General features: G+C 70.8%; 21 protein-coding genes. 8 read left to right on the top strand and 13 right to left on the bottom strand.

What is annotated here, in order from left to right; genetic code table 11:
* Positions 1-6: 6 nt before the first annotated feature.
* Positions 7-492, top strand: coding sequence for a Dps family protein (locus J8G10_RS03830; RefSeq protein WP_251439471.1), 486 nt, complete (start codon positions 7-9; stop codon positions 490-492).
* Between the two features lie 36 nt (positions 493-528).
* On the opposite strand, the gene J8G10_RS03825 is transcribed toward J8G10_RS03830, so the two are convergent.
* From J8G10_RS03825 to J8G10_RS03795, 7 genes are all read right to left on the bottom strand, one after another.
* Entirely contained in the window at positions 529-1,200 is a 672-nt protein-coding gene (locus J8G10_RS03825) for a response regulator transcription factor (RefSeq protein ID WP_251439469.1), read from the bottom strand.
* Between the two features lie 48 nt (positions 1,201-1,248).
* Positions 1,249-2,613 carry a sensor domain-containing protein gene (locus J8G10_RS03820; RefSeq protein WP_251439467.1) on the bottom strand — a complete coding sequence of 455 codons (1,365 nt, stop codon included), beginning with the start codon at positions 2,611-2,613 and terminating at the stop codon, positions 1,249-1,251.
* A gap of 107 nt (positions 2,614-2,720) precedes the next feature.
* Entirely contained in the window at positions 2,721-4,217 is a 1,497-nt protein-coding gene (locus tag J8G10_RS03815) for an amidohydrolase (protein ID WP_251439465.1), read from the bottom strand.
* Positions 4,214-4,885 (bottom strand): FMN-binding negative transcriptional regulator, encoded by a 672-nt coding sequence (locus J8G10_RS03810; RefSeq protein ID WP_251439463.1) that lies wholly within the window; start codon positions 4,883-4,885, stop codon positions 4,214-4,216. The genes J8G10_RS03815 and J8G10_RS03810 overlap by 4 nt, the downstream gene beginning before the upstream one ends.
* Positions 4,886-4,932: 47 nt before the next feature.
* Positions 4,933-5,934, bottom strand: a complete 1,002-nt coding sequence (locus J8G10_RS03805) for an Fpg/Nei family DNA glycosylase (RefSeq protein WP_251439461.1) — start codon at positions 5,932-5,934, stop codon at positions 4,933-4,935.
* Positions 5,934-6,419, bottom strand: a complete 486-nt coding sequence (locus J8G10_RS03800) for a ribose-5-phosphate isomerase (protein ID WP_251439459.1) — start codon at positions 6,417-6,419, stop codon at positions 5,934-5,936. The genes J8G10_RS03805 and J8G10_RS03800 overlap by 1 nt, the downstream gene beginning before the upstream one ends.
* 65 nt (positions 6,420-6,484) lie before the next feature.
* Entirely contained in the window at positions 6,485-7,660 is a 1,176-nt protein-coding gene (locus J8G10_RS03795; protein WP_251439456.1) for a ferrochelatase, read from the bottom strand.
* 193 nt (positions 7,661-7,853) lie between these two features.
* Here J8G10_RS03795 and pepN point away from each other — a divergent pair, with 193 nt between their 5' ends.
* The 5 genes from pepN to J8G10_RS03770 all read left to right on the top strand — a co-directional run bounded on the left by pepN (position 7,854) and on the right by J8G10_RS03770 (position 14,371).
* A complete protein-coding gene (pepN, locus tag J8G10_RS03790; RefSeq protein ID WP_251439455.1) occupies positions 7,854-10,466 on the top strand; it encodes an aminopeptidase N in 2,613 nt (870 codons plus the stop codon).
* 138 nt (positions 10,467-10,604) lie between these two features.
* On the top strand, positions 10,605-11,825 hold the full coding sequence (locus J8G10_RS03785; RefSeq protein WP_374208755.1) for a mechanosensitive ion channel domain-containing protein: 1,221 nt from the start codon (positions 10,605-10,607) through the stop codon (positions 11,823-11,825).
* Positions 11,822-12,247 (top strand): globin, encoded by a 426-nt coding sequence (locus J8G10_RS03780; RefSeq protein ID WP_251439453.1) that lies wholly within the window; start codon positions 11,822-11,824, stop codon positions 12,245-12,247. Before J8G10_RS03785 ends, J8G10_RS03780 begins: the two co-directional genes overlap by 4 nt.
* Before the next feature lie 37 nt (positions 12,248-12,284).
* Entirely contained in the window at positions 12,285-13,955 is a 1,671-nt protein-coding gene (locus J8G10_RS03775; RefSeq protein WP_251439451.1) for an FAD-binding dehydrogenase, read from the top strand.
* Positions 13,956-14,083: 128 nt separating this feature from the next.
* Positions 14,084-14,371 carry a helix-turn-helix transcriptional regulator gene (locus J8G10_RS03770; protein ID WP_251439448.1) on the top strand — a complete coding sequence of 96 codons (288 nt, stop codon included), beginning with the start codon at positions 14,084-14,086 and terminating at the stop codon, positions 14,369-14,371.
* Between the two features lie 22 nt (positions 14,372-14,393).
* Here the strand turns inward: J8G10_RS03770 and J8G10_RS03765 are convergent, their stop codons facing one another.
* A complete protein-coding gene (locus J8G10_RS03765) occupies positions 14,394-15,059 on the bottom strand; it encodes a hypothetical protein (RefSeq protein WP_251439446.1) in 666 nt (221 codons plus the stop codon).
* A gap of 61 nt (positions 15,060-15,120) precedes the next feature.
* Between J8G10_RS03765 and J8G10_RS03760 the strand changes: the two genes are divergently transcribed.
* The gene (locus tag J8G10_RS03760; protein ID WP_251439444.1) at positions 15,121-16,005 is read left to right on the top strand and encodes an acyl-CoA thioesterase II; all 885 of its coding nucleotides are present in this window, start codon (positions 15,121-15,123) and stop codon (positions 16,003-16,005) included.
* 15 nt (positions 16,006-16,020) lie between these two features.
* Here J8G10_RS03760 and J8G10_RS03755 read toward each other — a convergent pair whose 3' ends face one another.
* From J8G10_RS03755 to J8G10_RS03745, 3 genes are all read right to left on the bottom strand, one after another.
* On the bottom strand, positions 16,021-16,551 hold the full coding sequence (locus J8G10_RS03755) for an acyl-CoA thioesterase (RefSeq protein WP_374208754.1): 531 nt from the start codon (positions 16,549-16,551) through the stop codon (positions 16,021-16,023).
* Positions 16,544-18,223 carry an energy-dependent translational throttle protein EttA gene (gene ettA / locus J8G10_RS03750; RefSeq protein ID WP_251439442.1) on the bottom strand — a complete coding sequence of 560 codons (1,680 nt, stop codon included), beginning with the start codon at positions 18,221-18,223 and terminating at the stop codon, positions 16,544-16,546. The genes J8G10_RS03755 and ettA overlap by 8 nt, the downstream gene beginning before the upstream one ends.
* A 104-nt stretch (positions 18,224-18,327) precedes the next feature.
* Positions 18,328-18,837, bottom strand: a complete 510-nt coding sequence (locus J8G10_RS03745) for a hypothetical protein (protein ID WP_251439441.1) — start codon at positions 18,835-18,837, stop codon at positions 18,328-18,330.
* A gap of 159 nt (positions 18,838-18,996) precedes the next feature.
* On the opposite strand from J8G10_RS03745, the gene J8G10_RS03740 reads away from it, so the two are divergent.
* Entirely contained in the window at positions 18,997-20,592 is a 1,596-nt protein-coding gene (locus J8G10_RS03740) for an isocitrate lyase (protein ID WP_251439440.1), read from the top strand.
* A gap of 62 nt (positions 20,593-20,654) precedes the next feature.
* Here the strand turns inward: J8G10_RS03740 and J8G10_RS03735 are convergent, their stop codons facing one another.
* Positions 20,655-21,125, bottom strand: a complete 471-nt coding sequence (locus tag J8G10_RS03735; protein ID WP_251439439.1) for a single-stranded DNA-binding protein — start codon at positions 21,123-21,125, stop codon at positions 20,655-20,657.
* Positions 21,126-21,289: 164 nt separating this feature from the next.
* Positions 21,290-21,916: a LysE family transporter gene (locus J8G10_RS03730; RefSeq protein WP_251439438.1), complete on the bottom strand. Its 627-nt coding sequence runs from the start codon at positions 21,914-21,916 to the stop codon at positions 21,290-21,292.
* Between the last annotated feature and the right edge of the window lie 5 nt (positions 21,917-21,921).

The raw sequence follows: 21,921 nt of genomic DNA, 5'->3' as shown, positions 1-21,921 counted from the left end.
GACATCATGAGCAACGCCGAGACCATCACCGCAACGTCCGTCGACCCGACCGTCGCCGCCGGCGCCGCGCAGTTCCTCACCCCGGTCGTGCTCGGCCTGCAGGCGCTCACCCTGAACGGCAAGCAGGCGCACTGGCACGTGCGCGGCGCGAACTTCGTCGGCGTGCACGAGCTGCTCGACGTGATCGTCGACCACGCCGGTGACTTCGCCGACACCGCCGCGGAGCGCATCGTCGCCCTGGGGCTGCCGATCGACGCCCGCGCCGCGGTCGTCGCCGAGAAGGCCGGGGCCACTCAGGTCCCCGCCGGCTTCACACGCTCGGACGACCTCGTCCGCGCCGTGATCGCCGACATCGACGCGATCCTCGTGAACGTGAAGGCCGCGGTCGAGGGCCTCGACGAGATCGACCTCACCAGCCAGGACGTCGCGATCGAGATCCAGCGCGGTCTCGAGAAGGACCGCTGGTTCCTGGTCTCGCACGTCGCGGCCTGACGCACCACCGCACCTCGCGGACGACCCCCGCCCCGCTCAGGGACGGGGGTCGTTCTGCACATAGGCGAGCACCGCCAGCACGCGCCGGTGGGCTGTGCCGGAGTCCTCCAGTCCGAGCTTCGCGAAGATCGCCGAGATGTTCTTCTCGACGGCGCCCACGCCGATGCCCATCTGCCCGGCGATCGCCACGTTGCTGCGCCCCTCCGCCATCGACTCGAGGACCTCGCGTTCGCGCGGGGTGAGCGCACCGAGCGGATCCGGCCCCGTCCGCATCAGCTGCTGCACCACGCGCGGATCGAGCACCGTGCCCCCGCGGCCGACCTGGCGCACCGCCGCGGAGAGCTCCTCCAGCGACGTCACCCGGTCCTTCAACAGGTATCCCACACCGCCCTCCCCCGCGCCGAGCAGCTCACGGGCGTAGACGCCCTCGACGTACTGGCTCAGCACCAGGACGCCTACCTCGGGCAGCGCCGCCCGCACCGCGAGCGCCGCACGGATGCCCTCGTCGCGGAAGGTCGGCGGCATCCGCACGTCGAGGACGGCCACCTGCGCGCCGGCGTCGCGTGTGCGGGCGACCACGTCCTCGGCGTCGTCGAACGCGCCCGCCGTTTCGAACCCGGCCTCGGCGAACAGCCGCACCAGGCCCTCGCGCAGGAGGATCGAGTCCTCGAAGAGGATCACGCGCAGCGGAGTCTCCTGATCGGTCACGCCCTTCAGACTAGGGGGCGTCCGGGACGGCTCCGCCGCGCGATCCCGCTACGCCGAGACCGGAACCTCGACCGTCACGATCGTGGGCCCTCCGACGGGGCTGTCGAGGTGCAGCGTCCCCCGCATGCCCTGCACCCGGCGCGCGAGCCCTTCCAGGCCTCCCCCGCTGCGCGGCTCGGCGCCGCCGTGCCCGTCGTCCTGCACCGTCAGGCGCACCTCGTCCCCGTCCCGCATCGCGGCGACCGCCGCGCTCCGGGCGCCGGCGTGCTTCGCCACGTTCGTGAGCAGCTCCGCGACCACGAAGTACAGGTTCCGCGCCGCCTCCGGACTCAGGGCCGGGGCGACGTCCGGGCCGACGGACGCGTGCACCGGGAGCGGGCTCGCCGCCGCCAGGGCCGCGATCGCCTCGGCGAGCCCGCGATCCTGGAGCAGCGGCGGGGCGACCCCGCCGGCCAGAGCCCTCAACTCGTCGAGTGCGGCCTGCGCGTGTCCGCGTGACTCCTGGGCGAGCGCGGCGACCGCCTCGGCGTCCCCGTCGGCCGCGCGGCGCTCGAGGGCCGCGAGATCCATCTGCAGGCGCACCAGGCGCTGCTGCGGACCGTCGTGCAGATCGCGCTCCAGCCGGCGCAGACCCTCATCCTCGGCGCGCGCCGCCGCGCCGAGCGAGGCGTCGAGGCCCACGACCTGGGCCGCGAGGTCGTCCGACTCCCAGCGACCCACCAGCGCAGCGGCCACGGAGCCGTGCAGGCGGACCAGCCCGCGCAGCACGAGGGGCAGGGTCGCGAGGAACACCAGCCCGACGACGAGGTAGAGCATCGACGCCCACCGGTGCGGATCCGGGTTCGGATCGATGCCGCCGAAGACGTGCTGCACGGCCCACGGCACCCAGACCTTCTCCGCGCTGCCGTTCTCCGTGAACGGCGACCAGAACCAGTACGTCGGCCCGCCGAGGGCGAGCACGATCCAGATCATCGCGAACGCGAATCCGACGATCGCGACGATCGGACGCACGAGCAGCGCCGACAGCAGCGCCATCCAGTAGTGCGCGTTGCGCAGCGGCTGCGTCAGCCGCGCCCATCGCCCGCCGGCGCGGGTCCCGCGTCGCCAGTCGGGGGCGGCGATCGGCGGGTGGTCGGTCATCCGCAGGAGCGCCCGCTCCGCTTCGGCGAAGCCTCTGGCGACGTAGAGCGAGCCGACCAGGATCGGCACGCCGATGACGAGCACGAGGGAGCCGATGCCGAGCCCGAACACGGACCAGGTCACCCCCATCGCCACGATCGCGAGGGGCAGCGAGAGCACCGCGAGGTACAGCGCATTGCCCGGTGCAGCGGCCCACGCCCGTCCGTAGCCTCGGCGGGGCGCGGCCGGTGGTGCGGTCGGGTGGGCGTCGAGCCGTCGGGTGACGGTGGTCATCGTGTTCTCCTGAGTCCGTGAGGGAAGGGCGCCGATCGGGCCCACCTCAACGATGCCGTTCTCCGATCCCGCCGGCCAGGGTGCGCACCGCCGGATCTGTCCGGGGGCTATCCCCCGTGCGTCACCCATCCGCCGACGACGGTCGCCGACACGGGCATCGAGCGCAGCGTCCGCGCGTCCGCCGTGGAGGGATCGGCGCCGAGCAGCACGAGATCGGCGTCGGCACCGGGCTGCACCGCCGCCCCCGTTCCGGTCCCGCGATGCGCGCTCGCGGCGAGGGCGGTCTCGACGTCGATGCGCTCCTCGGGGTGCCACGCGGCCCGCTCGTCGTCGGTGCGGAACACCGCCGCGGCGATCGCCTGCCACGGGTCCAGCGGCGCCACCGGGGCGTCGGAGCCGAACCGCAGGCTCGCACCCGCGCGATCCAGTGATGCCAGTGGATACGGGATCGCCGTCTGCGCCGACCACAGCACGTCGGCGGCGTCCCGGTCGTCCAGCGCGTGCTGCGGCTGCACGCTCGCGGCGACGCCCAGGCGTGCGAACCGCGCGAGGTCGCCGTGCCGGACGAGCTGAGCGTGCTCGATCGTCCCCTGCGCGCCGGTCGCGGCGAAGGCGTCGAGCGCGGCCGTGACCGCGACGTCCCCGATCGCGTGCAGCGCGATCTCGAGGCCGGATCCGGTCGCGCGCATCAGCAGGTCGTGGAGCTCGGCGGGCGGCACGGTGAGCACCCCGTGGTTGTGCGGATCGTCGGCGTAGCCGTGACTGCACGCCGCGGTGCGGGTGCCGAGGGAGCCGTCCGAGATGATCTTCAGGGGGCCGACCTGGACCAGTCCGCACGGGTCTTCGGCCAGGGCGTCCCCGGTGCTCAGCCCCTCGGCGATCGCACGATCGAGGTCATGCGGATAGACCGCGAACTCGACGCGATGCGTGTCGAAGCCCCGGGCGACGCGCCGGGCCCACGCCTCGGCGTTCCAGGCCATGTCGAAATCGACGATCCCCACGATCCCGCGCGCGGCGGCACGCCGCGCCGCAGCGGCCACGGCGGCGTCCGCGACGGCGGGGTCCGCGGCGTTCAGCCGACGGGAGATCTCGAAGGCGTCCTCCTCGCGCAGGACGCCGTCGAGGGGCGCCGCGAAGCCCTCGCGCCGGAACGCCGCGGAGTTGAGCCAGACGCTGTGCACGTCGGCGTTGATGAGGTAGGTGGGGACGTCGCCGCTTCCCTCGTCGAGCAGCGCGAGGCTCGGGCGGTCGGTCCAGCGCACATCCCGGAATCCCGAGCCGACTCGGCGTCCGTCCGGCAGCAGCGGAGCACGCGCCATGGCCGCGGCGGCCTCGACGGCGCTGGTCGTCGCCGATAGGTCTTCACGCTGCGCCGCGAGCGCCCACTGCACCGTGTGCACATGGTGGTCCCACAGGCCCGGCGCGAGCCAGGCGCCGTCGCCCTCCAGCACCGGCCCGCGCAGCGGGAGCGCCCCGGTCGGCGCCACGTCGGCGATCCTGCCATCCTCGAGGATCACGTCCACCGGCCCGTCAACCGCCAGCAGTCGCCGTCCGGCGCCGGTGATGCGCACACCGCGGATCGCGGCGATGCTGCCTCCGCTCATCGCTCCGCCGCCGGTGCTGCCGTCGCCGCATCGCGTGCGGCGAGCCGCGCGTCGTGCGCCCGGCGCATCTCGGCCGCGAGGCGCGGCTCGGCGTAGACGCCGTCTCCGGAGAGCTCGAGGATCACGTTCTCGATCACCTCGTCCGGCTTGTTCTGGCTGAGCTTGCGCTTGGCGGTGACGCGGGTCGGCGTCAGCCGGAAGCCGATGGTGCCGGCCTCGAGCCGGCGCACGAACGCCGCGTCGTTCGGTGGGGCCCACATGCCGCGGGGATCCGCCAGCCGGCTCTCGAAGTGATCGACGAGGTGGTCCAGCACGCGCAGGTTCTCCTCGGCGTCCAGCAGTTCCGGCGTACCCGAGAGGTGCACGGCGACGTAGTTCCACGTCGGCACCGCGGCGACGTCGCCGTACCAGCCGGGCGAGATGTAGCCGTGCGGGCCCTGGAAGACGACCAGGAGCTCCTGGGCTCCCAGCCCGAGGACGATGTCGTCCGGACGTCCGACGTGCCCGACGACGGTGAGGTCGTCGCGGTCAGGGTCCAGCAGCACCGCGTAGTGCGACGCCGTCATGCCGTTCTCGTCCCGGCCCACCAGCGTCGCCCAGGGATTCGCCGCGATGATCCGCCGCAACTCGGCGACATCGGTCATGGCGAAGCTCGGGTTCTGACGCATGGGACCAGCCTAGGGTCGCCCGCGCTCCGACGGCCCCGGCGACGTCGTCACGCCTGGCAGCGGGGGCACCAGTACAGCTTGCGGGCGCCGATCTCCTCGAGCACGATGTCCGTGCCGCACACCCGGCACGGCAGGCCGGTGCGGTGGTACACCCAGTGCCTGTCGTCCCGGTGGGCCATCGCGGCCCGGTACTGATCGGGCGTGAGGTCGTCCATGGTCATCATCTGGCCGGTCTCGACGCCGATCGTGAGCAGGCGCACCCAGTCGCGCCAGAGCGCGCGCACGGTCTCCTCCGGCACGTCCCGCCCCAGGGTGTGCGGGTTGAGCCGCGCCCGGAAGAGCAGCTCGGCGCGGTACACGTTCCCGATCCCGCTGACGACGGCCTGGTCCATGAGCAGGAGCGCGATCGGCACGCCCCGGCGCCGCACCGCGGCCACGAAGCGCTCCTCGCCCTCGTCTACGTCGCCCACGAGCGGATCCGGTCCGAGCTTCGCGACCGTCGCGAGCATCTCGTCGGGGGTCTGCAGGACGCAGGCCGTCGGCCCGCGCAGATCCGCGCAGGTCGAATCCGTCAGAAGCCGCAGCCGCACCTGCCCGACAACGGGCGGCGGCCACTCCGCGCCCTCGTCCGACAGCCCCTTCGTGGCTTCGGACATGCGCACGTGCACCCGGGTCTTCCGCGGAGCGCCGATGGACGCCAGGGAGTTCTCGCCGTCGTCGTCCAGGATCGGCGTCTCGTCGAGATCGGTGCCGCGCTGGTTCGTCTGCCCCATGCGCCCGTTCGCCGAGGCGATGGTCGGATCCACGAGGATCTCTCCGGAGAAGTCCCAGGCGCCGTAGAGTCCGAGGTGCACGCGGAGCCAGAGATCGCCCTCGGTCTCGAGGAACATCTGCTTGCCGACCGCCTGCACGCTCTCCACCACGCGACCGTCGAGCAGCGCCGCCCCCTCCGCGAATCGTCCCTGCGGACTCGACGCGGACACGGCCTTGCCGACGAAGTTGCGGGCGAACTGCCGCGCGATCCGGTGGACGGAATGGCCCTCGGGCATCAGGCGCGCGGATCCGGGAGCAGCGAGCCGTCGCGCTCGAAGTCGGCGATCTGCGCGATCCGGCGCACGTGGCGCTCCTCGCCCGAGAACGGCGTTGCGATGAAGCGGTCGATGAATCCGGCCACCTCCTCGAAGGTGTGCTGGCGTGCACCGATCGCGATGACGTTGGCGTCGTTGTGCTCCCGGGCGAGCTCGGCGGTCGCGATGCTCCACACCAGGGCGGCGCGGATCCCCTCGACCTTGTTGGCCGCGATCTGCTCGCCGTTGCCCGATCCGCCGAAGACGACGCCGAGCGCATCGACGCCGGCGCGCTGGTCGGCGATGGTCGCCTGAGCCGCGCGGATGCAGAACGCCGGGTAGTCGTCGAGGGCGTCGTACTCGACGGGGCCGTGATCCACGACCTCGTGCCCGGCCTCGGCGAGGTGGTGCTGCAGCTGGGTGGAGAACTCGAGGCCGGCGTGATCGGTGGCGATGTGGATGCGCATGCCCCAATCCTACGGAGCGCCGTCTGCGCAGCGGGGCGGCGTGACGGCGCTCCCTCGCCGGCGGCTCAGGGCGCGATGCCGGCGGCGGCCGGCTTGAACCCTGCGCGGATGTTCTCGCAGCAGCCGGGGCGGCACACGTCGAACGCCGGACCGAGCGCGGTGACGTGCGCGCGGTCCGCGACCGGGCGGCCCTCGAGACGCTCCAGGACGAGGTCCACGATCCCCGCGACGAAGGAGTCCGAGACTCCGGGCGTCGGCGTGCGCACGAAAGCGAGCCCTGCCTCGGCGGCCGCGTCCTTCGCCTCGGTGTCGAGATCCCAGAGCACCTCCATGTGGTCGCTCACGAAGCCCAGCGGCACCACGGCGACCGCGGTGCGCCCGCGCGCGGGCAGCTCCTCGATGACGTCGCAGATGTCGGGCTCGAGCCACGGCTGCGAGGCGGGGCCCGAACGCGACTGGTACACGAGCTCCCACGGCACGTCGGCGGCGGACGGCACGAGTTCGGCGACACGGCTCATGACCCAGGCTGCGACGGCCTCGTGCTGCGCGGCGTAGGCGCCGCCCGCGCCCCAGTCCACATCGCGAGGGCCGGAGCGCAACGCGTCGTCCGTCGGCACGCTGTGGGTGGTGAACAGGACCTGGATCGCGGCCGGGTCCGCACCGTCGGCGGTGAACGACTCGATGGCGTCCCGCACGCCCTCCACGAAGGACGTGACGAACCCGGGGTGGTCGTAGAACGGGCGGATCTTGTCGATCGTCACGGTCTCGCCGAGACCGGTCTCCTCGAGCACCCGGGCGAAGTCCTCGCGGTACTGACGGCAGCTGGAGAACGAGCTGTAGGCGCTCGTCGCGAAGGCCAGCAGCGTCGTGTCGCCGTTGCCGGACGCCTCGCTCACCGCGTCGGAGAGGTAGGGCGCCCAGTTGCGGTTGCCCCAGTACACCGGCAGGTCGATGCCGCGGCGTGCGAGCTCCGCCTCCAGCGCGGCCTTGAGGGCGCGGTTCTGCGCGTTGATCGGGCTCACCCCGCCGAAGTGCCGGTAGTGGTGCGCGACCTCCTCCAGGCGCTCATCCGGGATCCCTCGGCCGCGGGTGACGTTGCGCAGGAACGGGATCACGTCGTCCTGCCCCTCGGGTCCGCCGAATCCTGCGAGCAGGATCCCGTCGTAGGCGACGGGGGTCTCGACGAACTCGGGCCCGCTCGCGGCAGGCGCGGAGGCGAAGGGGACGGTTGCTGCGGTCACGTTTCGAGCACTCACCCTCCCATCTTCTCCTGAAGTTCCTTTGCCGCCGCCGAGCGCCCTCACCGCGACTCCTTTCGCCGCGGTTACCCGGGAAACCGTGCGAGACGCGCTCTGGCGTAGGCTGGGAGGGTTGCCGCCGGCGCCAGCAGCGCGGATCTTGCGGCCGAAACCCTCACCCCTGGGAGTCTGAGCAGTGCCTGGAGAGAACCTCACCCGCATCGAGGCGCAGGAGCGCCGCGCGATCGTCGACACCGAGTCCTACGAGATCGCGCTCGACCTGACCAAGGGTGCGGAGGTGTTCGGATCCCGCAGCGTGGTGCGCTTCACTGCGACCGAGGGATCCTCGACCTTCATCGACCTGATCGCGCGCGAAGTGCGCGAGATCACCCTGAACGGGGAGCAGATCGATCCGACGGGCGCCTTCGCCGATTCCCGGATCGCCCTGGACGGCCTCGCGGCCGAGAACGTGCTCGTGGTCGACGCCGACTGCGAGTACACGAACACCGGTGAGGGCCTGCACCGCTTCGTGGATCCCGTCGACGGCGAGGTCTACCTGTACTCGCAGTTCGAGGTGCCCGACTCCCGTCGCGTCTTCGCCGTGTTCGAGCAGCCCGACCTCAAGGCGACGTTCCAGTTCACGATCACCGCACCCGCCGCGTGGAAGGTCGTCTCGAACTCCCCCACCCCCGAGCCGATCCACCACGACGCGTCCAACGGAACCGGATCCGAACAGGCCGGCGCGGTCGCCACCTGGGGCTTCGAGCCCACGCCGCGGATCTCCTCGTACATCACGGCGATCATCGCCGGCCCCTACGAGGCGACATTCTCCGAGCTGACCAGCGCCTCCGGCGCCGTGATCCCGCTCGGCGTCTACGGGCGCAAGAGCCTGTGGGAGCACCTCGACGCCGACTACATCTTCGACAAGACCCGCGAGGGCTTCGCCTACTACGAGGAGAAGTTCGGCGTCCCGTACCCCTTCGCGAAGTACGACCAGCTCTTCGTGCCGGAGTTCAACGCCGGCGCCATGGAGAACGCGGGCGCGGTGACCTTCACCGAGACCTACGTGTTCCGCAGCAAGGTGACCGACGCCGTCAAGGAGCGCCGCGTCGTCACGATCCTGCACGAGCTCGCCCACATGTGGTTCGGCGACCTCGTCACCATGAAGTGGTGGAACGACCTGTGGCTGAACGAGTCGTTCGCCGAGTGGGCGTCGACCATCGCCACGGCCGAGGCCACCGAGTGGACCGAGGCCTGGACGACCTTCAACGCGATGGAGAAGACCTGGGCCTACCGCCAGGATCAGCTCCCCTCTACGCACCCCGTCGTCGCCGAGATCAACGACCTCGACGACGTGCAGGTGAACTTCGACGGCATCACCTACGCCAAGGGCGGATCCGTCCTCAAGCAGCTCGCCGCCTGGGTGGGCATCGAGGCGTTCTTCGCCGGTGTCTCCGAGTACTTCAAGAAGCACTCGTGGCAGAACACCGAGCTCAGCGACCTGCTCGTCGAGCTGGAGAAGACCAGTGGCCGCGACCTCACGGTGTGGTCGAAGAAGTGGCTGGAGACCGCCGGCGTCAACACGCTCGCGCCGGTCATCGCCGAGGCCGGAGACGGGTCCATCTCCCGCTTCGCCGTCACCCAGACCGCCCCCGCCGACTATCCGACGATCCGCCCGCACCGCCTGGGCATCGGCTTCTACAACCTCGACGCCTCGGGAGCCCTCGTGCGCACCCACCACGTGGAGGTGGACGTCGACGGCGACCGCACCGAGATCCCCGAGCTGCAGGGCCTGAAGCGTCCCGACCTGGTGCTGCTCAACGACGAGGACCTCGCCTACGCGAAGATCCGCCTCGACGAGCGCTCCCTGGCGACTGCCGTCGCGCACCTCGCCGACATCAGCGACCCGCTGGCCCGCTCGCTCGTGTGGGGCGCGGCCTGGGACCAGACCCGCGACGCCGAGAGCGCGGCGAGCGACTACATCGACCTCGTGCTCGGCAACATCGGCCGTGAGACCGAGTCGACCACGGTGCGCACCACCCTCGGCCAGCTGCAGACCGCCGCCGCGCTGTACGTCACGCCGGAGCACCGCGACGCCGCCCGCACGCGCGTCGCGGACGGCCTGTGGGCGCTCGCCCAGGGCGCCGAGGCCGGCTCGGACAGCCAGCTGCAGTTCGTCACGGCCTTCGCGAACTCGCTCACCACGGCCGAGCACGCCGACGTCGTCCGTCGCCTGCGCGACGGCGCGCTGACACTCGACGGGCTCACGATCGACACCGACCTCTCCTGGCAGCTGCTCGTCGGCCTCGCCACGGTGGGGGCCGTCGACGGCGCCGCGATCGACGCGGCGCTGGAGAGCGACAACACCGCCAAGGGCGGGGAGTTCGCCGCCCAGGCCCGCGCGGCGCTGCCCACGCCCGAGGACAAGCAGGCCGCCTGGGCGTCCCTCGTCGACCACGACGACCTGTCCAACACGATCGTCCGCTCCGCGGCGCTCGGCTTCACGCACCCGGCCGGGGTCGCGCTGCTCGAGCCGTTCGTTCCGCAGTACTTCGACGCCCTGCTCCCGATCTGGGAGGGCCGCACGTTCCAGGTCGCCAACTACCTGATCGTCGGCCTGTACCCGAAGGCGCTCGCGAACGTCGCCCTGCGCGACGCGACCCGCGCCTGGCTCTCCGCCCACCAGGACGCCGCTCCTGCGCTGCGTCGCCTCGTGTTCGAGAACCTCGCCGATGTCGAGCGCGCCCTGGCCGCCCAGGCTCGCGATGCGGAGGCCGCCGAGGCCGTGACGGCCGACGCACAGGCCTGACGCACCGCCTCGAAGGGCCGGAGGGAGTTCGCTCTCCCCCGGCCCTTCGTCGTCTCCGGGCCACCCGGCGCCCGGATCACCGGGAAGCGCCGTCGCCGTTCAGAACCCGCCAAGGGCGCGGTCATAGGATCGGGAGCGATGAACATCGTCCCCCTCGCGAATCAGGCAGAGAAGGCCGCCGACACCTGGACCCAGGTCCTCACCGTCCTCGGCGACATCGGCATGAAGGCGCTGTGGAGCGTCGTGACGATCGTCGTATGCGCGATGATCGCCTACGCCCTCCGCTTCGTCATCCGGCGCGTCGTGCGGAGGATCGTCGCCGGCGCCAAGTCCAAGGCCGAGGTGACGGACACGAGGGCGCTCGAGCGATCCCCGCTCGCCGACATGCGGCTCGTGCAGCGCACGAGAACGCTCGGCACGATCCTGCAGAACATCGTCAACGTCATCCTCGTGGTGGTCGCCGTCGTCCTGATCGTGAACATTATCGAACCCACCCTGCTGGGATCCCTCACGCTGCTCACCGCCGCGGTCGGCGCGGGTCTCGGCTTCGGGGCCCAGAACATCGTCAAGGACGTGCTGAACGGCATGTTCCTCGTCGCCGAGGACCAGGTCGGCATCGGCGACGTCGTGGATCTGGGCCTCGCCTCCGGCGTCGTGGAGTACGTGAGCGTGCGCATCACGCAGGTGCGCGATGCGAACGGCACGCTCTGGTACGTGCGCAACGGCGAGATCACCCGGATCGGCAACATGTCCCAGGGCTGGGCGCGCGCGATCATCGACCTCGGGGTGCCGGCCGATGCGGACGTCCCCGCCGTCGAGGAGGCGCTGCTCACCACCGCGCAGGGACTCGCGAAGGACCCGAAGTGGCGCACCCGCATCATCGAGAAGCCCGAGATCTGGGGACTCGAGTCGATCGACGGCGACGCGCTCGTCATCAGGGTGGTCATGAAGACGCGCACGAACGCGATGGACGACGTCGCCCAGGAGCTGCGGATGCGCCTGCGCGACACCGTGCTCGGAATGGACCTGACCGTGCCGAGCATGGCGACCGTCCAGCTCGCCGGCCCCGAAGGCGCCCGGCGGGTCCACGGGGCGAACCCGCCGCGCACCCGCCCCAACCCGGTGGCGACGCCGTCGGTGCCCGAGCGCGGATTCTGGCGCAAGAAGAAGACCGCCGGGGAGAAACCGGCCACGGTCACCCCGCCGCCGCGCACCAAGCCGGCACCCACGGGCTCCTCTGCGCCGAAGAAGACGGAGAAGCCGAAGACTCCACCCTCCGCGCCGCAGAGCCTTCCCCTGCCACCGCTTCCCGATCCGCAGAGCCCGCAGGATCCCCAGAACCCGGGAGACGAACGATGACCGAGCCGGTGTCCTTCTACGACGAGATCGGCGGCCACGCGACGTTCCAGCGCCTCGTCGAGGTGTTCTATCGCGAGGTGGCGCTCGATCCGGTACTGAAGCCGATGTACCCGGAGGAGGATCTCGGTCCTGCCGCAGACCGTCTCCGGATGTTCCTGGAGCAGTACTGGGGCGGCCCCACGACCTACGGCGAGCAGCGCGGTCACCCTAGGCTGCGGATGCGGCACATGCCGTTCCACGTCGATCCCGACGCCCGCGACCGCTGGCTGCGATGCATGCGCGCGGCGGTGGACGACGCCCGGCTCCCGCCGATCCAGGAGGCGACGCTGTGGGACTACCTCGAACGCGCCGCGCATGCCATGGTGAACACGTTCGAACCGTCCGGGATCGGCCCGGACGCCGGAGGCCGGCCGACGCTCTAGCGCCGTCCGCCTCACCTGAGAGATCGACGGAGACCTCATGACGGCGAAGACCAGCATCCACTCCACCGACGTCCTGATCATCGGCTGGGGACTGTCCGGGCTCGTCGCGGCGGCCGAGGCCACCGCGACGGGCCGACGCGTGATCGTCGTGGATCAGGAGCCGCGCACGAACCTCGGCGGGCAGGCCTGGTGGTCCTTCGGCGGGCTGTTCCTCGTGGACTCCCCCGAGCAGCGCCGCATGGGGATCACGGACTCCTACGAGCTGGCGCGGCAGGACTGGTTCGGCAATGCCGGCTTCGACCGGCCGGAGGATGCCTGGCCGCGGCGCTGGGCGGAGGCGTACCTGCAGTTCGCGAGCGGCGAGAAGCGCGCCTGGCTCCGCGAGCGCGGGGTGGGCTTCTTCCCGGTCGTCGGCTGGGCCGAGCGCGGCGGGTACGGAGCTCTGGGACCCGGCAACTCGGTGCCCCGCTTCCACATCACCTGGGGCACCGGACCGGGCATCGTGGCCCCCTTCCAGGCGGCCCTGGAGCAGGCGGAGCGGACCGGGCATCTGACGGTGCTCCCCCGGCACCGCGTGACCGCGCTCACCATGCAGGACGGCGCGGTGACCGGAGCGCAGGGCGAGATCCTCGGTTCCTCCGCCGCGGGGCGTGGCGAGCCGAGCGCGCGCGACGCGGTCGGCATGTTCGAGATCACCGCGGCGGCCACGATCGTGACGTCGGGCGGCATCGGCGGCAACCACGACCTGGTACGCGCCGCATGGCCGGCCCGCCTCGGCACACCGCCGGCCGACATGCTGACCGGGGTGCCCGCCTATGTCGACGGCTCCATGCAGACGGTGTCCGCGGCGGCGGGCGCTCGTCTCATCAACGGCGACCGGATGTGGCACTACGTGGAGGGGATCCGCAACTGGGATCCGGTGTGGCCCGGCCACGGCATCCGCATCCTGCCCGGCCCCTCGTCGCTGTGGCTCGATGCGACCGGACGTCGCCTGCCCGTCCCGCTCTATCCCGGCTTCGACACCCTCGGCACGCTCGCCCACCTGCGCGGCACCGGTCACGACCACTCCTGGTTCGTCACGACCCGGCAGATCGTCGAGAAGGAGTTCGCGCTGTCCGGCAGCGAGCAGAACCCGGACCTCACCGGCAAGGACGTGCCGCTGCTCGTGCGCTCGCGGCTCGCGAAAGGACCGACCGACCCGGTGCAGGCGTTCCTCGACCGAGGCGACGACTTCGTCGTCGAGACGGATCTCGACCGCCTCGTCGCACGCATGCAGGAGCTCCCCGGCGGCGAGGCCCTGGATCCGGAGCGCGTGCGGGAGGAGGTCGTGGCGCGCGATCGCGAGATCGGCAACGACTTCACGAAGGACGCGCAGATCGCGATGCTGCGTTCCGCCCGGGCCTATCGGGGCGACCGCTTGATCCGCACCGCGAGTCCGCACCGGCTGCAGGATCCGTCTGCCGGACCTCTCATCGCGGTCCGGCTCCGCGTGATCACCCGCAAGTCCCTCGGCGGCATCGAGACGGACCTGGAGGCGCGTGCGCTGGATGCCGAGGGCACCGTGATCCCCGGGCTGTTCGCCGCAGGCGAGGCGAGCGGCTTCGGAGGAGGCGGAGTGCACGGGTATCGCGCGCTGGAGGGGACGTTCCTCGGCGGCTGCCTGTTCTCCGGCCGCGCCGCGGGACGCGCGGCGGCACAGGCCGTCTGACCGCACCGGGAGCCGTCCCGAGAACCGCCGCCGTGCGGACGGGCGGTCACCATCCCGATACAGAGAGTTGTACTGAAAGTACAGTTCTCTGTGCTGACTCGATGCGCCCGCACCGATCGACTTGAGATGTGCCCTTCACGCCGCCCGAGCCCGATCTGGATCAGCTCCGCGTGGCGTTCAACAAGGCCCGTCACGCGTCGAGCCTCACCTTCGATCAGCTCGCAGAGCGCTCGGGCGTCAGCAGGCAGACGCTGATCAACCTCTCGCAGGGACGGCACTACGGCGACCTCAAGACGTGGCTCAAGCTCGCCGCGGCGTTCGGGATGCCGCTCGATGACCTCGTGGCCGTCGTGTGGGAGCGCGAGAGATCCCACGGATCGGCGCCCGCGGACCCCGCCCGGCGCGCACGCGGCTGAGTCGGATTCGCCTCGGGCGGACTCAGCCTGCGGAGCCCGTCGCCCGCACGGCCGTCAGCCCCACCGCGGCGGGACCCCGGCTGAGCACATGCCCGCGGGAGAATGCGAGCCGCGTCCACCGGCCGGAAGTCATGACCGGCACCTGTTCGGCGCCCGAGATGAAGCCGAACGCGTGCGCGGCGAACGCGACCCCCCGGGGCAGGCCGAGGAGATCCTCGTCGGGCTCGCCCCAGATCGCGGCCCGCAGCGAACGGACGGCGTCCTCCCCCGCGCCGGCCGGAGATCCGTGCGCGACCGCCGAGATCCCCCACTGCGCGCGCTGCGCGATGACGTCGGCGCCGAGCGCCCCTGCGGACGCCCATCCGCCGCGCGGCGGCGCGATGCCGGCCCAGGCGGGGCTGAGCCCGGTGTCGGGCAGGGCGAGCGAGCGCGGATCGTCCGTGGCGGTGAGCTCATCGATCACGATGTCGCAGCGCAGCTCCGGGTCGGCGTGCACGATGCGCATCGCGAGGATCGTCGGGGTGGCGTCGAACAGCGTCTGCGGCGCGAGCGCGGCCGCGGTCATCGCTAGGACGCCGCCGTCGGCTTGCAGCCGCACGCCCTCGTCGCCGGCCCGCGCGGCACGGGAGACGAAGGTGAGCGCGTCGCGCGCGGTGTCGGCGTCGGCGAGGATCAGGGGCGTGGGCACGCCCTCTAAACTATCAATCGGCGTGCGGCTCCCCGCCCGCCTTCCCGGCGGAGAGGATCCCATGGCTTCGGATGAGGACGCCCGGCGATCGGTCGACATGCTGCTCGGGATCCTGGATCTCGGCGCCACGGACGCCCGCACCACGGAGGACATCTTCACCGGCGCCTCGCACCCGATGCCGACCGGTCGCATCTACGGCGGCCAGGTGCTCGGACAGTCGATCATCGCCGCCGAGCGGACCATGCCGGACGGGCGCATCCCGCACTCGATGCACGGCTATTTCCTGCGCGCCGGCGACGCCTCGCAGGGGCTCACCTACGCCGTCGACCGGATCCACGACGGCCGCTCCTTCTCGACCAGACGATCGCAGGCCTACCAGAACGGCGTGCCGATCTTCTCGATGATCGCCTCTTTCCAGGACGAGAACCCAGGGATCGAGCACGCAGAGCCGATGCCCGACGGCATCCCCGCCCCGGAGGACCTGCGCCCCGACGAGGAGCTCTCCGACGGGATCCACCCGCTCTCGCAGCGCATGCTGGCGGAGCGTCCGGTCGACATGCGGCACGTCGAGGGGCCGCTGTTCCGCGACGCCGGCGCGGAGCACATCGCCCGGCAGGCGGTGTGGATGCGGCTGCGCGCCCCGTTCCCCGACGATCCCGCGCTGCACCGCGCCGCCCTGGCGTACCTGAGCGACATGTCGATCCAGGAGTCGGTCCTGCGCGCCCACGGGCTCAGCTGGGCGACTCCGGGGCTCAAGGTCGCGAGCCTCGACCATGCGATGTGGTGGCACCGTCCCGGACGGGTCGACGACTGGCTCCTCTACGTGCAGGATTCGCCCAACGCGCGCGGCGGACGAGGTCTCGCCCGCGGCCGCATCTACACCCGAGACGGCGACCTGGTGGCGAGCGTCGCGCAGGAGATCACGATCCGGGTGCCCGCGTCCTGAGACGCCCCGATCCGCTCAGCGGTGCGCGTAGACGATCGGAGCACCGACGTACGGCGCCCAGGCGCCGCGCATCTCCTGGCTGATCCTGACGGGCCGCCCGGTCTCCGCGCTCACGAGCACGATGACCGCCGTCGAGCGCGCGTAGAGCACGCGCTCGTCGAACGAGGCGTCGTTGAACACCTCGTAGCAGACCTCGACGCTGGAGCCGCCGATCTTGCCGAACCACATCTGCACCTCGAGCGGGTGCCGCTGATACGGCACCGGAGCGAAGTACTCGATCTCCTGCCGTGCCACGAGCGTCAGCGCGCCGGCATCGAGTCCGGAGTCGAGCACGGCGGTGCTGGGGCCGTGCTCCCCCTCGCCCGGGCGCCAGAACGCGCGCACCCGCGCCTCCTCGAGCAGCTTCAGCATCGAGGTGTTGTTGACGTGGTTGAACGCGTCCAGGTCGCCCCAGCGCAGCTGGATCGGGATGTGCAGGCGCTGCCCGGCAGCGACCCCGAGGGGGGCCGCCGCCGCGGGCGCACCGGCGTCGCCGGTCTCAGTCACGCGTCAGCCTGCGGTGCGTGGAGCGGTGGGGGTTGGCCGCGTCGGCACCGAGGCGCTCGATCTTGTTCGCCTCGTAGGACTCGAAGTTGCCCTCGAACCAGTACCACTGGTCGGGGTTCTCGTCCGTGCCCTCGTACGCCAGGATGTGCGTGGCGATGCGGTCGAGGAACCACCGGTCGTGCGTGATCACCACGGCGCAGCCGGGGAACTCCAGCAGTGCGTTCTCCAGGGAGCCCAGGGTCTCGACGTCGAGGTCGTTGGTGGGCTCATCGAGGAGCAGCAGGTTGCCGCCCTCCTTGAGCGTGAGGGCCAGGTTGAGACGGTTGCGCTCGCCTCCGGACAGGACGCCGGCCTTCTTCTGCTGGTCCGGGCCCTTGAAGCCGAACTTCGAGACGTAGGCCCGCGACGGGATCTCGGTCTTGCCGACCATCATGATGTCGAGGCCGTCCGAGACGACCTCCCACAGGGTCTTGTCGGGGTCGATGTTCGCGCGCGACTGGTCGACGTAGCTGATCTTGACGGTCTCGCCGACCTTGAGGTCGCCGCCGTCCAGCGGCTCCAGGCCCACGATCGTCTTGAAGAGCGTGGTCTTTCCGACGCCGTTCGGGCCGATCACGCCGACGATGCCGTTGGGCGGCAGGCTGAAGCTCAGGCCGTCGATGAGCGAGCGATCGCCGAAGCCCTTCTTCAGCTTCTTCGCCTCGATCACGACGTTGCCGAGACGCGGACCCGCGGGGATCTGGATCTCCTCGAAGTCGAGCTTCCTGGTGCGCTCGGCCTCCGCCGCCATCTCCTCGTACCGGGCCAGACGCGCCTTCGACTTGGTCTGACGCCCCTTCGCGCTCGAACGCACCCACTCCAGCTCGTCCTTGAGGCGCTTGGCGAGCTTCGCGTCCTTCTTGCCCTGGATGTCGAGGCGCTCGGCCTTCTTCTCCAGATAGGTGGAGTAGTTGCCCTCGTAGCCGATCAGGCGGCCGCGGTCGACCTCGGCGATCCACTCCGCCATGTTGTCGAGGAAGTACCGGTCGTGGGTGATCGCGATCACCGCGCCCTTGTACGCCTGCAGGTGCTTCTCGAGCCACAGCACGCTCTCGGCGTCGAGGTGGTTGGTGGGCTCGTCGAGCAGCAGCAGATCCGGCTTCTGCAGCAGAAGCTTCGCCAGGGCCACGCGACGCTTCTCGCCCCCGGAGAGCTTGGTGACCGGCTCGTCCCCCGGCGGGGTGCGCAGCGCGTCCATGGCCTGCTCGAGCTGGGAGTCGAGATCCCAGCCGTCGGCCGCGTCGATCTCCTCCTGCAGCACGCCCATCTCGGCGAGCAGGGTGTCGAAGTCCGCATCCGGGTCGGCCATCTGCGCCGAGATCTCGTTGAACCGGTCGACCTTGGCCTTGATCGCCACACCCTCCTGGATGTTCTCCAGGACGGTCTTGGTCTCGTCGAGCTCGGGCTCCTGCATCAGGATGCCCACGCTGAAGCCGGGGCTGAGCTTGGCCTCGCCGTTGGACGGGGTGTCGAGCCCCGCCATGATCTTGAGGATGGTGGACTTTCCGGCACCGTTCGGACCGACCATGCCGATCTTCGCTCCGGGCAGGAACGCCATCGTGACGTCGTCGAGGATGAGCTTGTCGCCGACCGCCTTGCGGGCGCGGACCATGGAGTAGATGTATTCGGCCACGAGGGCACTCCTTCTGTCGTGATGACGATCGTGGGGACCGGGCGGACGGCGGCGGGCCTGGAGGCTCAGGACCTCGGGATCGACACTCCAGCCTACCGGGGCGGCTACGGCCCGACGGGCGCGGTCTTGCCGACGAGGCAGGCGCCGCCGTCGAGTTGCGGCAGCACCGCCGTGACCGGATCCCCGGTGGACGGCCCGACCTGACCCACCAGGCACGAGGCATCACCCCAGCGCACCGAGAACTGGATGCTCTCGGCGGGGTTGTCCACGGTCGAGCGATCCTCGGTCACCTGCATCGCACCGCGGTCGAAGCCGGCTGCCGCGAGCGCGTCGATGTACGCCCGGCCCGACTCGCGCTGCTCCGAGGCCCAGACGCGTTCGGTCACGGCGCGGAACAGCGGGAGGTTCTCGTCCGCCGTACCTCCGGGCACGAGCTGGGGAGCCGGTGCAGCGGTCGTCGGCGCCGAAGCCCGGCCCGTGCCGGACGGCCCGCTCGACGCGGAGGGGCGCGCCGACCCCGCCGGGGTGCATGCGGCGAGGGTGAGCGCCAGAAGCAGTGCGCCCGCCGTCACGAGGGGTGCCTGCGCGGCGGCGGTCGATCGGCCTCTGAACACGCATCGAGTCTACGGGGACGGGAATCTGTTCCTGATTGCAGAATTTTGCAGAATCTTCTCCCGTCTATTGGCCGGAAGGACCGATCGATGTTGGGCATGGTGGAACCAAACCGCAGGGCACCCGCTCCCGGCGGCCCGCCAGCACACGGAGGAAACATCATGACCGCGTTCCAGAACGACGAGACCGCCATCGAGGCGCTCAAGAAGCAGCACGGATCCAGCTGGGATGCGATCAACCCGGAGTACGTCGCACGGATGCGGGCGCAGAACCGCTTCAAGACGGGCCTGGAGATCGCGCAGTACACGGCGGACATCATGCGCCGCGACATGAGCGAGTACGACGAGGACTCCTCGGTCTACACCCAGTCGCTCGGCGTGTGGCACGGCTTCATCGGCCAGCAGAAGCTCATCTCGATCAAGAAGCACCTCAAGAGCACCAACAAGCGCTACCTCTACCTCTCCGGGTGGATGGTCGCCGCACTCCGATCCGAGTTCGGCCCGCTCCCCGACCAGTCGATGCACGAGAAGACCTCGGTCCCCGCGCTCATCGAGGAGCTCTACACGTTCCTCCGCCAGGCGGACGCCCGCGAGCTCGACCTGCTGTTCACGAAACTGGACAACGCACGGGCCGCCGGCGACGAGACCGCCGTCGAGTTCATCCAGTCGCAGATCGACAACTACGAGACGCACGTCGTCCCGATCATCGCCGACATCGACGCCGGCTTCGGCAACCCGGAGGCGACCTACCTGCTCGCGAAGAAGATGATCGAGGCGGGCGCCTGCGCGATCCAGATCGAGAACCAGGTGTCGGACGAGAAGCAGTGCGGTCACCAGGACGGCAAGGTCACCGTTCCGCACGAGGACTTCCTCGCCAAGATCAACGCGGTCCGCTATGCCTTCCTCGAGCTCGGCATCGACAACGGCGTGATCGTCGCCCGGACGGATTCCCTCGGTGCAGGGCTCACGCAGAAGCTCGCGGTGTCCTCCTCCCCCGGCGACCTGGGCGACCAGTACAACGCCTTCCTCGACGTCGAGGAGATCGGCGAGGCCGACCTGAGCGACGGGGACGTCGTGATCCGCCGCGAGGGCCGGCTGCTCCGCCCGAAGCGGCTGGCGAGCAATCTGTACCAGTTCCGCCCCGGCACCGGTGAGGACCGTTGCGTGCTCGACTGCATCACCTCGCTGCAGAACGGCGCCGACCTGCTCTGGATCGAGACCGAGAAGCCGCACGTGGAGCAGATCGCCGGCATGGTCGACCGGATCCGCGAGGTGATCCCGAACGCCAAGCTCGTCTACAACAACAGCCCGTCGTTCAACTGGACCCTCAACTTCCGCCAGCAGGCCTTCGACCAGCTCGCCGCACAGGGCGAGGACGTCTCGGCCTACGATCGCGGGAACCTCATGAGCGTCGACTACGACGACACCCAGCTGGCCCGTCTCGCCGACGAGCGGATCCGCACGTTCCAGCGCGACGGCTCGGCGCGCGCCGGGATCTTCCACCACCTCATCACCCTGCCGACGTACCACACGGCCGCGCTGTCGACGGACAGCCTGGCCAAGGGGTACTTCGGCGACGAGGGCATGCTGACCTACGTCCGCGATGTGCAGCGCCGCGAGATCCGCGAGGGCATCGCGACGGTCAAGCACCAGAACATGGCCGGCAGCGACCTCGGCGACAACCACAAGGAGTACTTCGCCGGAGCCGCGGCGCTGAAGGCCGGCGGCAAGGACAACACGATGAATCAGTTCAGCTGACCATCCCCCGGTGGAATCGGGTCCCGGCGTCGCCGGGGCCCGATTCTCGCGAGCGCACGCGCTCAGAAGGGGGTCCGGTCCGCACCCGGTGCCGCCCAGCCGTCGTCCGTCGCTTCTCCGGTCTCGCCCGTCGGAGGTTCGGCTGCCGCGGTGTCCGCCGGCGCCGTCGCCGCGGTGTGCGCGATCCTGTGGAACACGCTGCGCCCGCGGCGCAGGTCGGGGCCGATGCTGTCGGCGTCGATCTCGACGCTCATCCCCCGCCGGCCCTCCTTGCCCTCCCATTCGCGCAGCCGCAGCCGCCCGGTGACGATGACGGCGTCCCCCTTCGACAGCGACGCGGCCGCGTTCTCCGCGAGAGCCCGGTATGCCCTGACCTCGAACCAGTTCGTGGTCACGTCGACCCAGGCGCCTGTGCCGTCCTGGCGCCGGTGGTTCGTCGCCATGCGGAACCCGAGGGTCGGCAATCCTGACGTCGTGCGGCCCGGCTCCGGCACCGTGGCGATGTTGCCCAGGACGGTGATGCTGTCGGCCATGTCTGCTCTCCTCGCTGTTCGCACGGAGCCGCCCTCGGCTCCGCTCCTGGAGAGATGGTGCCGCGACGGGGGTGCGCTCGACGCGCCGTCGTCCGGATCGGTGCAGAACCGGTCGCGGACCCCGGCTGTGCAGGGAAGGCCCGGACGCCCTCCGTCCGGTGGGGTCAGTGCACGAACAGCAGCAAGGCGGCCACGGCGATGAACAGGGCGCCGAAGACGGTGTTGAGCGTGCGCTGACCGCGCCGGCTGGAGGTGAGCCGGCGGAAGCTCTGCGCCGTCGCGGCGAAGACGAACCACATCACCACGACGTCGATGACCACGGTCGTCCCGATGAGGATCAGATACTGCGGCCACGGATCACGGTCGAGCCGGATGAACTGGGGGACGAAGGCGAGGAAGAACACGATGGCCTTCGGATTGAGCAGGTTGACCCAGAAGCCACGGCGCAGCATCGGCCAGCGCCCCTCGGGCGACCGCTCGACGGACTGCTCCTCCGCGGAGTCGGGGACGCGCGCGACGATGAGCCGGATCCCGAGATAGACGAGATAGGCGGCCCCGAGGTACCGCACGGTCTCGAACAGCCAGGGCACGCGGGCGACGAGGAGGCCGACCCCCGCAGCGACGATCGCGACGTGCACCACGAGTGCGAGCTGCTGCCCGACGATCCCCCAGATCGAGCGACGCCACCCCTCGTTCAGCGAGTTGGTCATGGTGTTGATCGCACCGGCGCCCGGCGTGAGGCTGATCACCACGCACGCCACCACCAGGGAGAGCCAGACGGTCACGGTCACCAGCA

It is taken from the genome of Microbacterium sp. USTB-Y, assembly GCF_023703415.1.
In the GTDB taxonomy this organism is placed as follows: Bacteria; Actinomycetota; Actinomycetes; order Actinomycetales; family Microbacteriaceae; genus Microbacterium.
This window is presented reverse-complemented; position numbering and strand designations above follow the sequence as displayed.

Excerpts from the sequence above, each read along its gene's own strand:
- J8G10_RS03810 (WP_251439463.1), bottom strand. The coding sequence starts at position 4,885 with ATGCGTCAGAACCCGAGCTTCGCCATGACCGATGTCGCCGAGTTGCGG.
- J8G10_RS03830 (WP_251439471.1), top strand. The coding sequence starts at position 7 with ATGAGCAACGCCGAGACCATCACCGCAACGTCCGTCGACCCGACCGTC.
- J8G10_RS03805 (WP_251439461.1), bottom strand. The coding sequence starts at position 5,934 with ATGCCCGAGGGCCATTCCGTCCACCGGATCGCGCGGCAGTTCGCCCGC.
- J8G10_RS03760 (WP_251439444.1), top strand. The coding sequence starts at position 15,121 with ATGGCTTCGGATGAGGACGCCCGGCGATCGGTCGACATGCTGCTCGGG.
- J8G10_RS03740 (WP_251439440.1), top strand. The coding sequence starts at position 18,997 with ATGACCGCGTTCCAGAACGACGAGACCGCCATCGAGGCGCTCAAGAAG.
- J8G10_RS03815 (WP_251439465.1), bottom strand. The coding sequence starts at position 4,217 with ATGAGCGGAGGCAGCATCGCCGCGATCCGCGGTGTGCGCATCACCGGC.
- J8G10_RS03800 (WP_251439459.1), bottom strand. The coding sequence starts at position 6,419 with ATGCGCATCCACATCGCCACCGATCACGCCGGCCTCGAGTTCTCCACC.
- J8G10_RS03735 (WP_251439439.1), bottom strand. The coding sequence starts at position 21,125 with ATGGCCGACAGCATCACCGTCCTGGGCAACATCGCCACGGTGCCGGAG.
- J8G10_RS03785 (WP_374208755.1), top strand. The coding sequence starts at position 10,605 with ATGAACATCGTCCCCCTCGCGAATCAGGCAGAGAAGGCCGCCGACACC.
- J8G10_RS03820 (WP_251439467.1), bottom strand. The coding sequence starts at position 2,613 with ATGACCACCGTCACCCGACGGCTCGACGCCCACCCGACCGCACCACCG.
- J8G10_RS03780 (WP_251439453.1), top strand. The coding sequence starts at position 11,822 with ATGACCGAGCCGGTGTCCTTCTACGACGAGATCGGCGGCCACGCGACG.
- J8G10_RS03775 (WP_251439451.1), top strand. The coding sequence starts at position 12,285 with ATGACGGCGAAGACCAGCATCCACTCCACCGACGTCCTGATCATCGGC.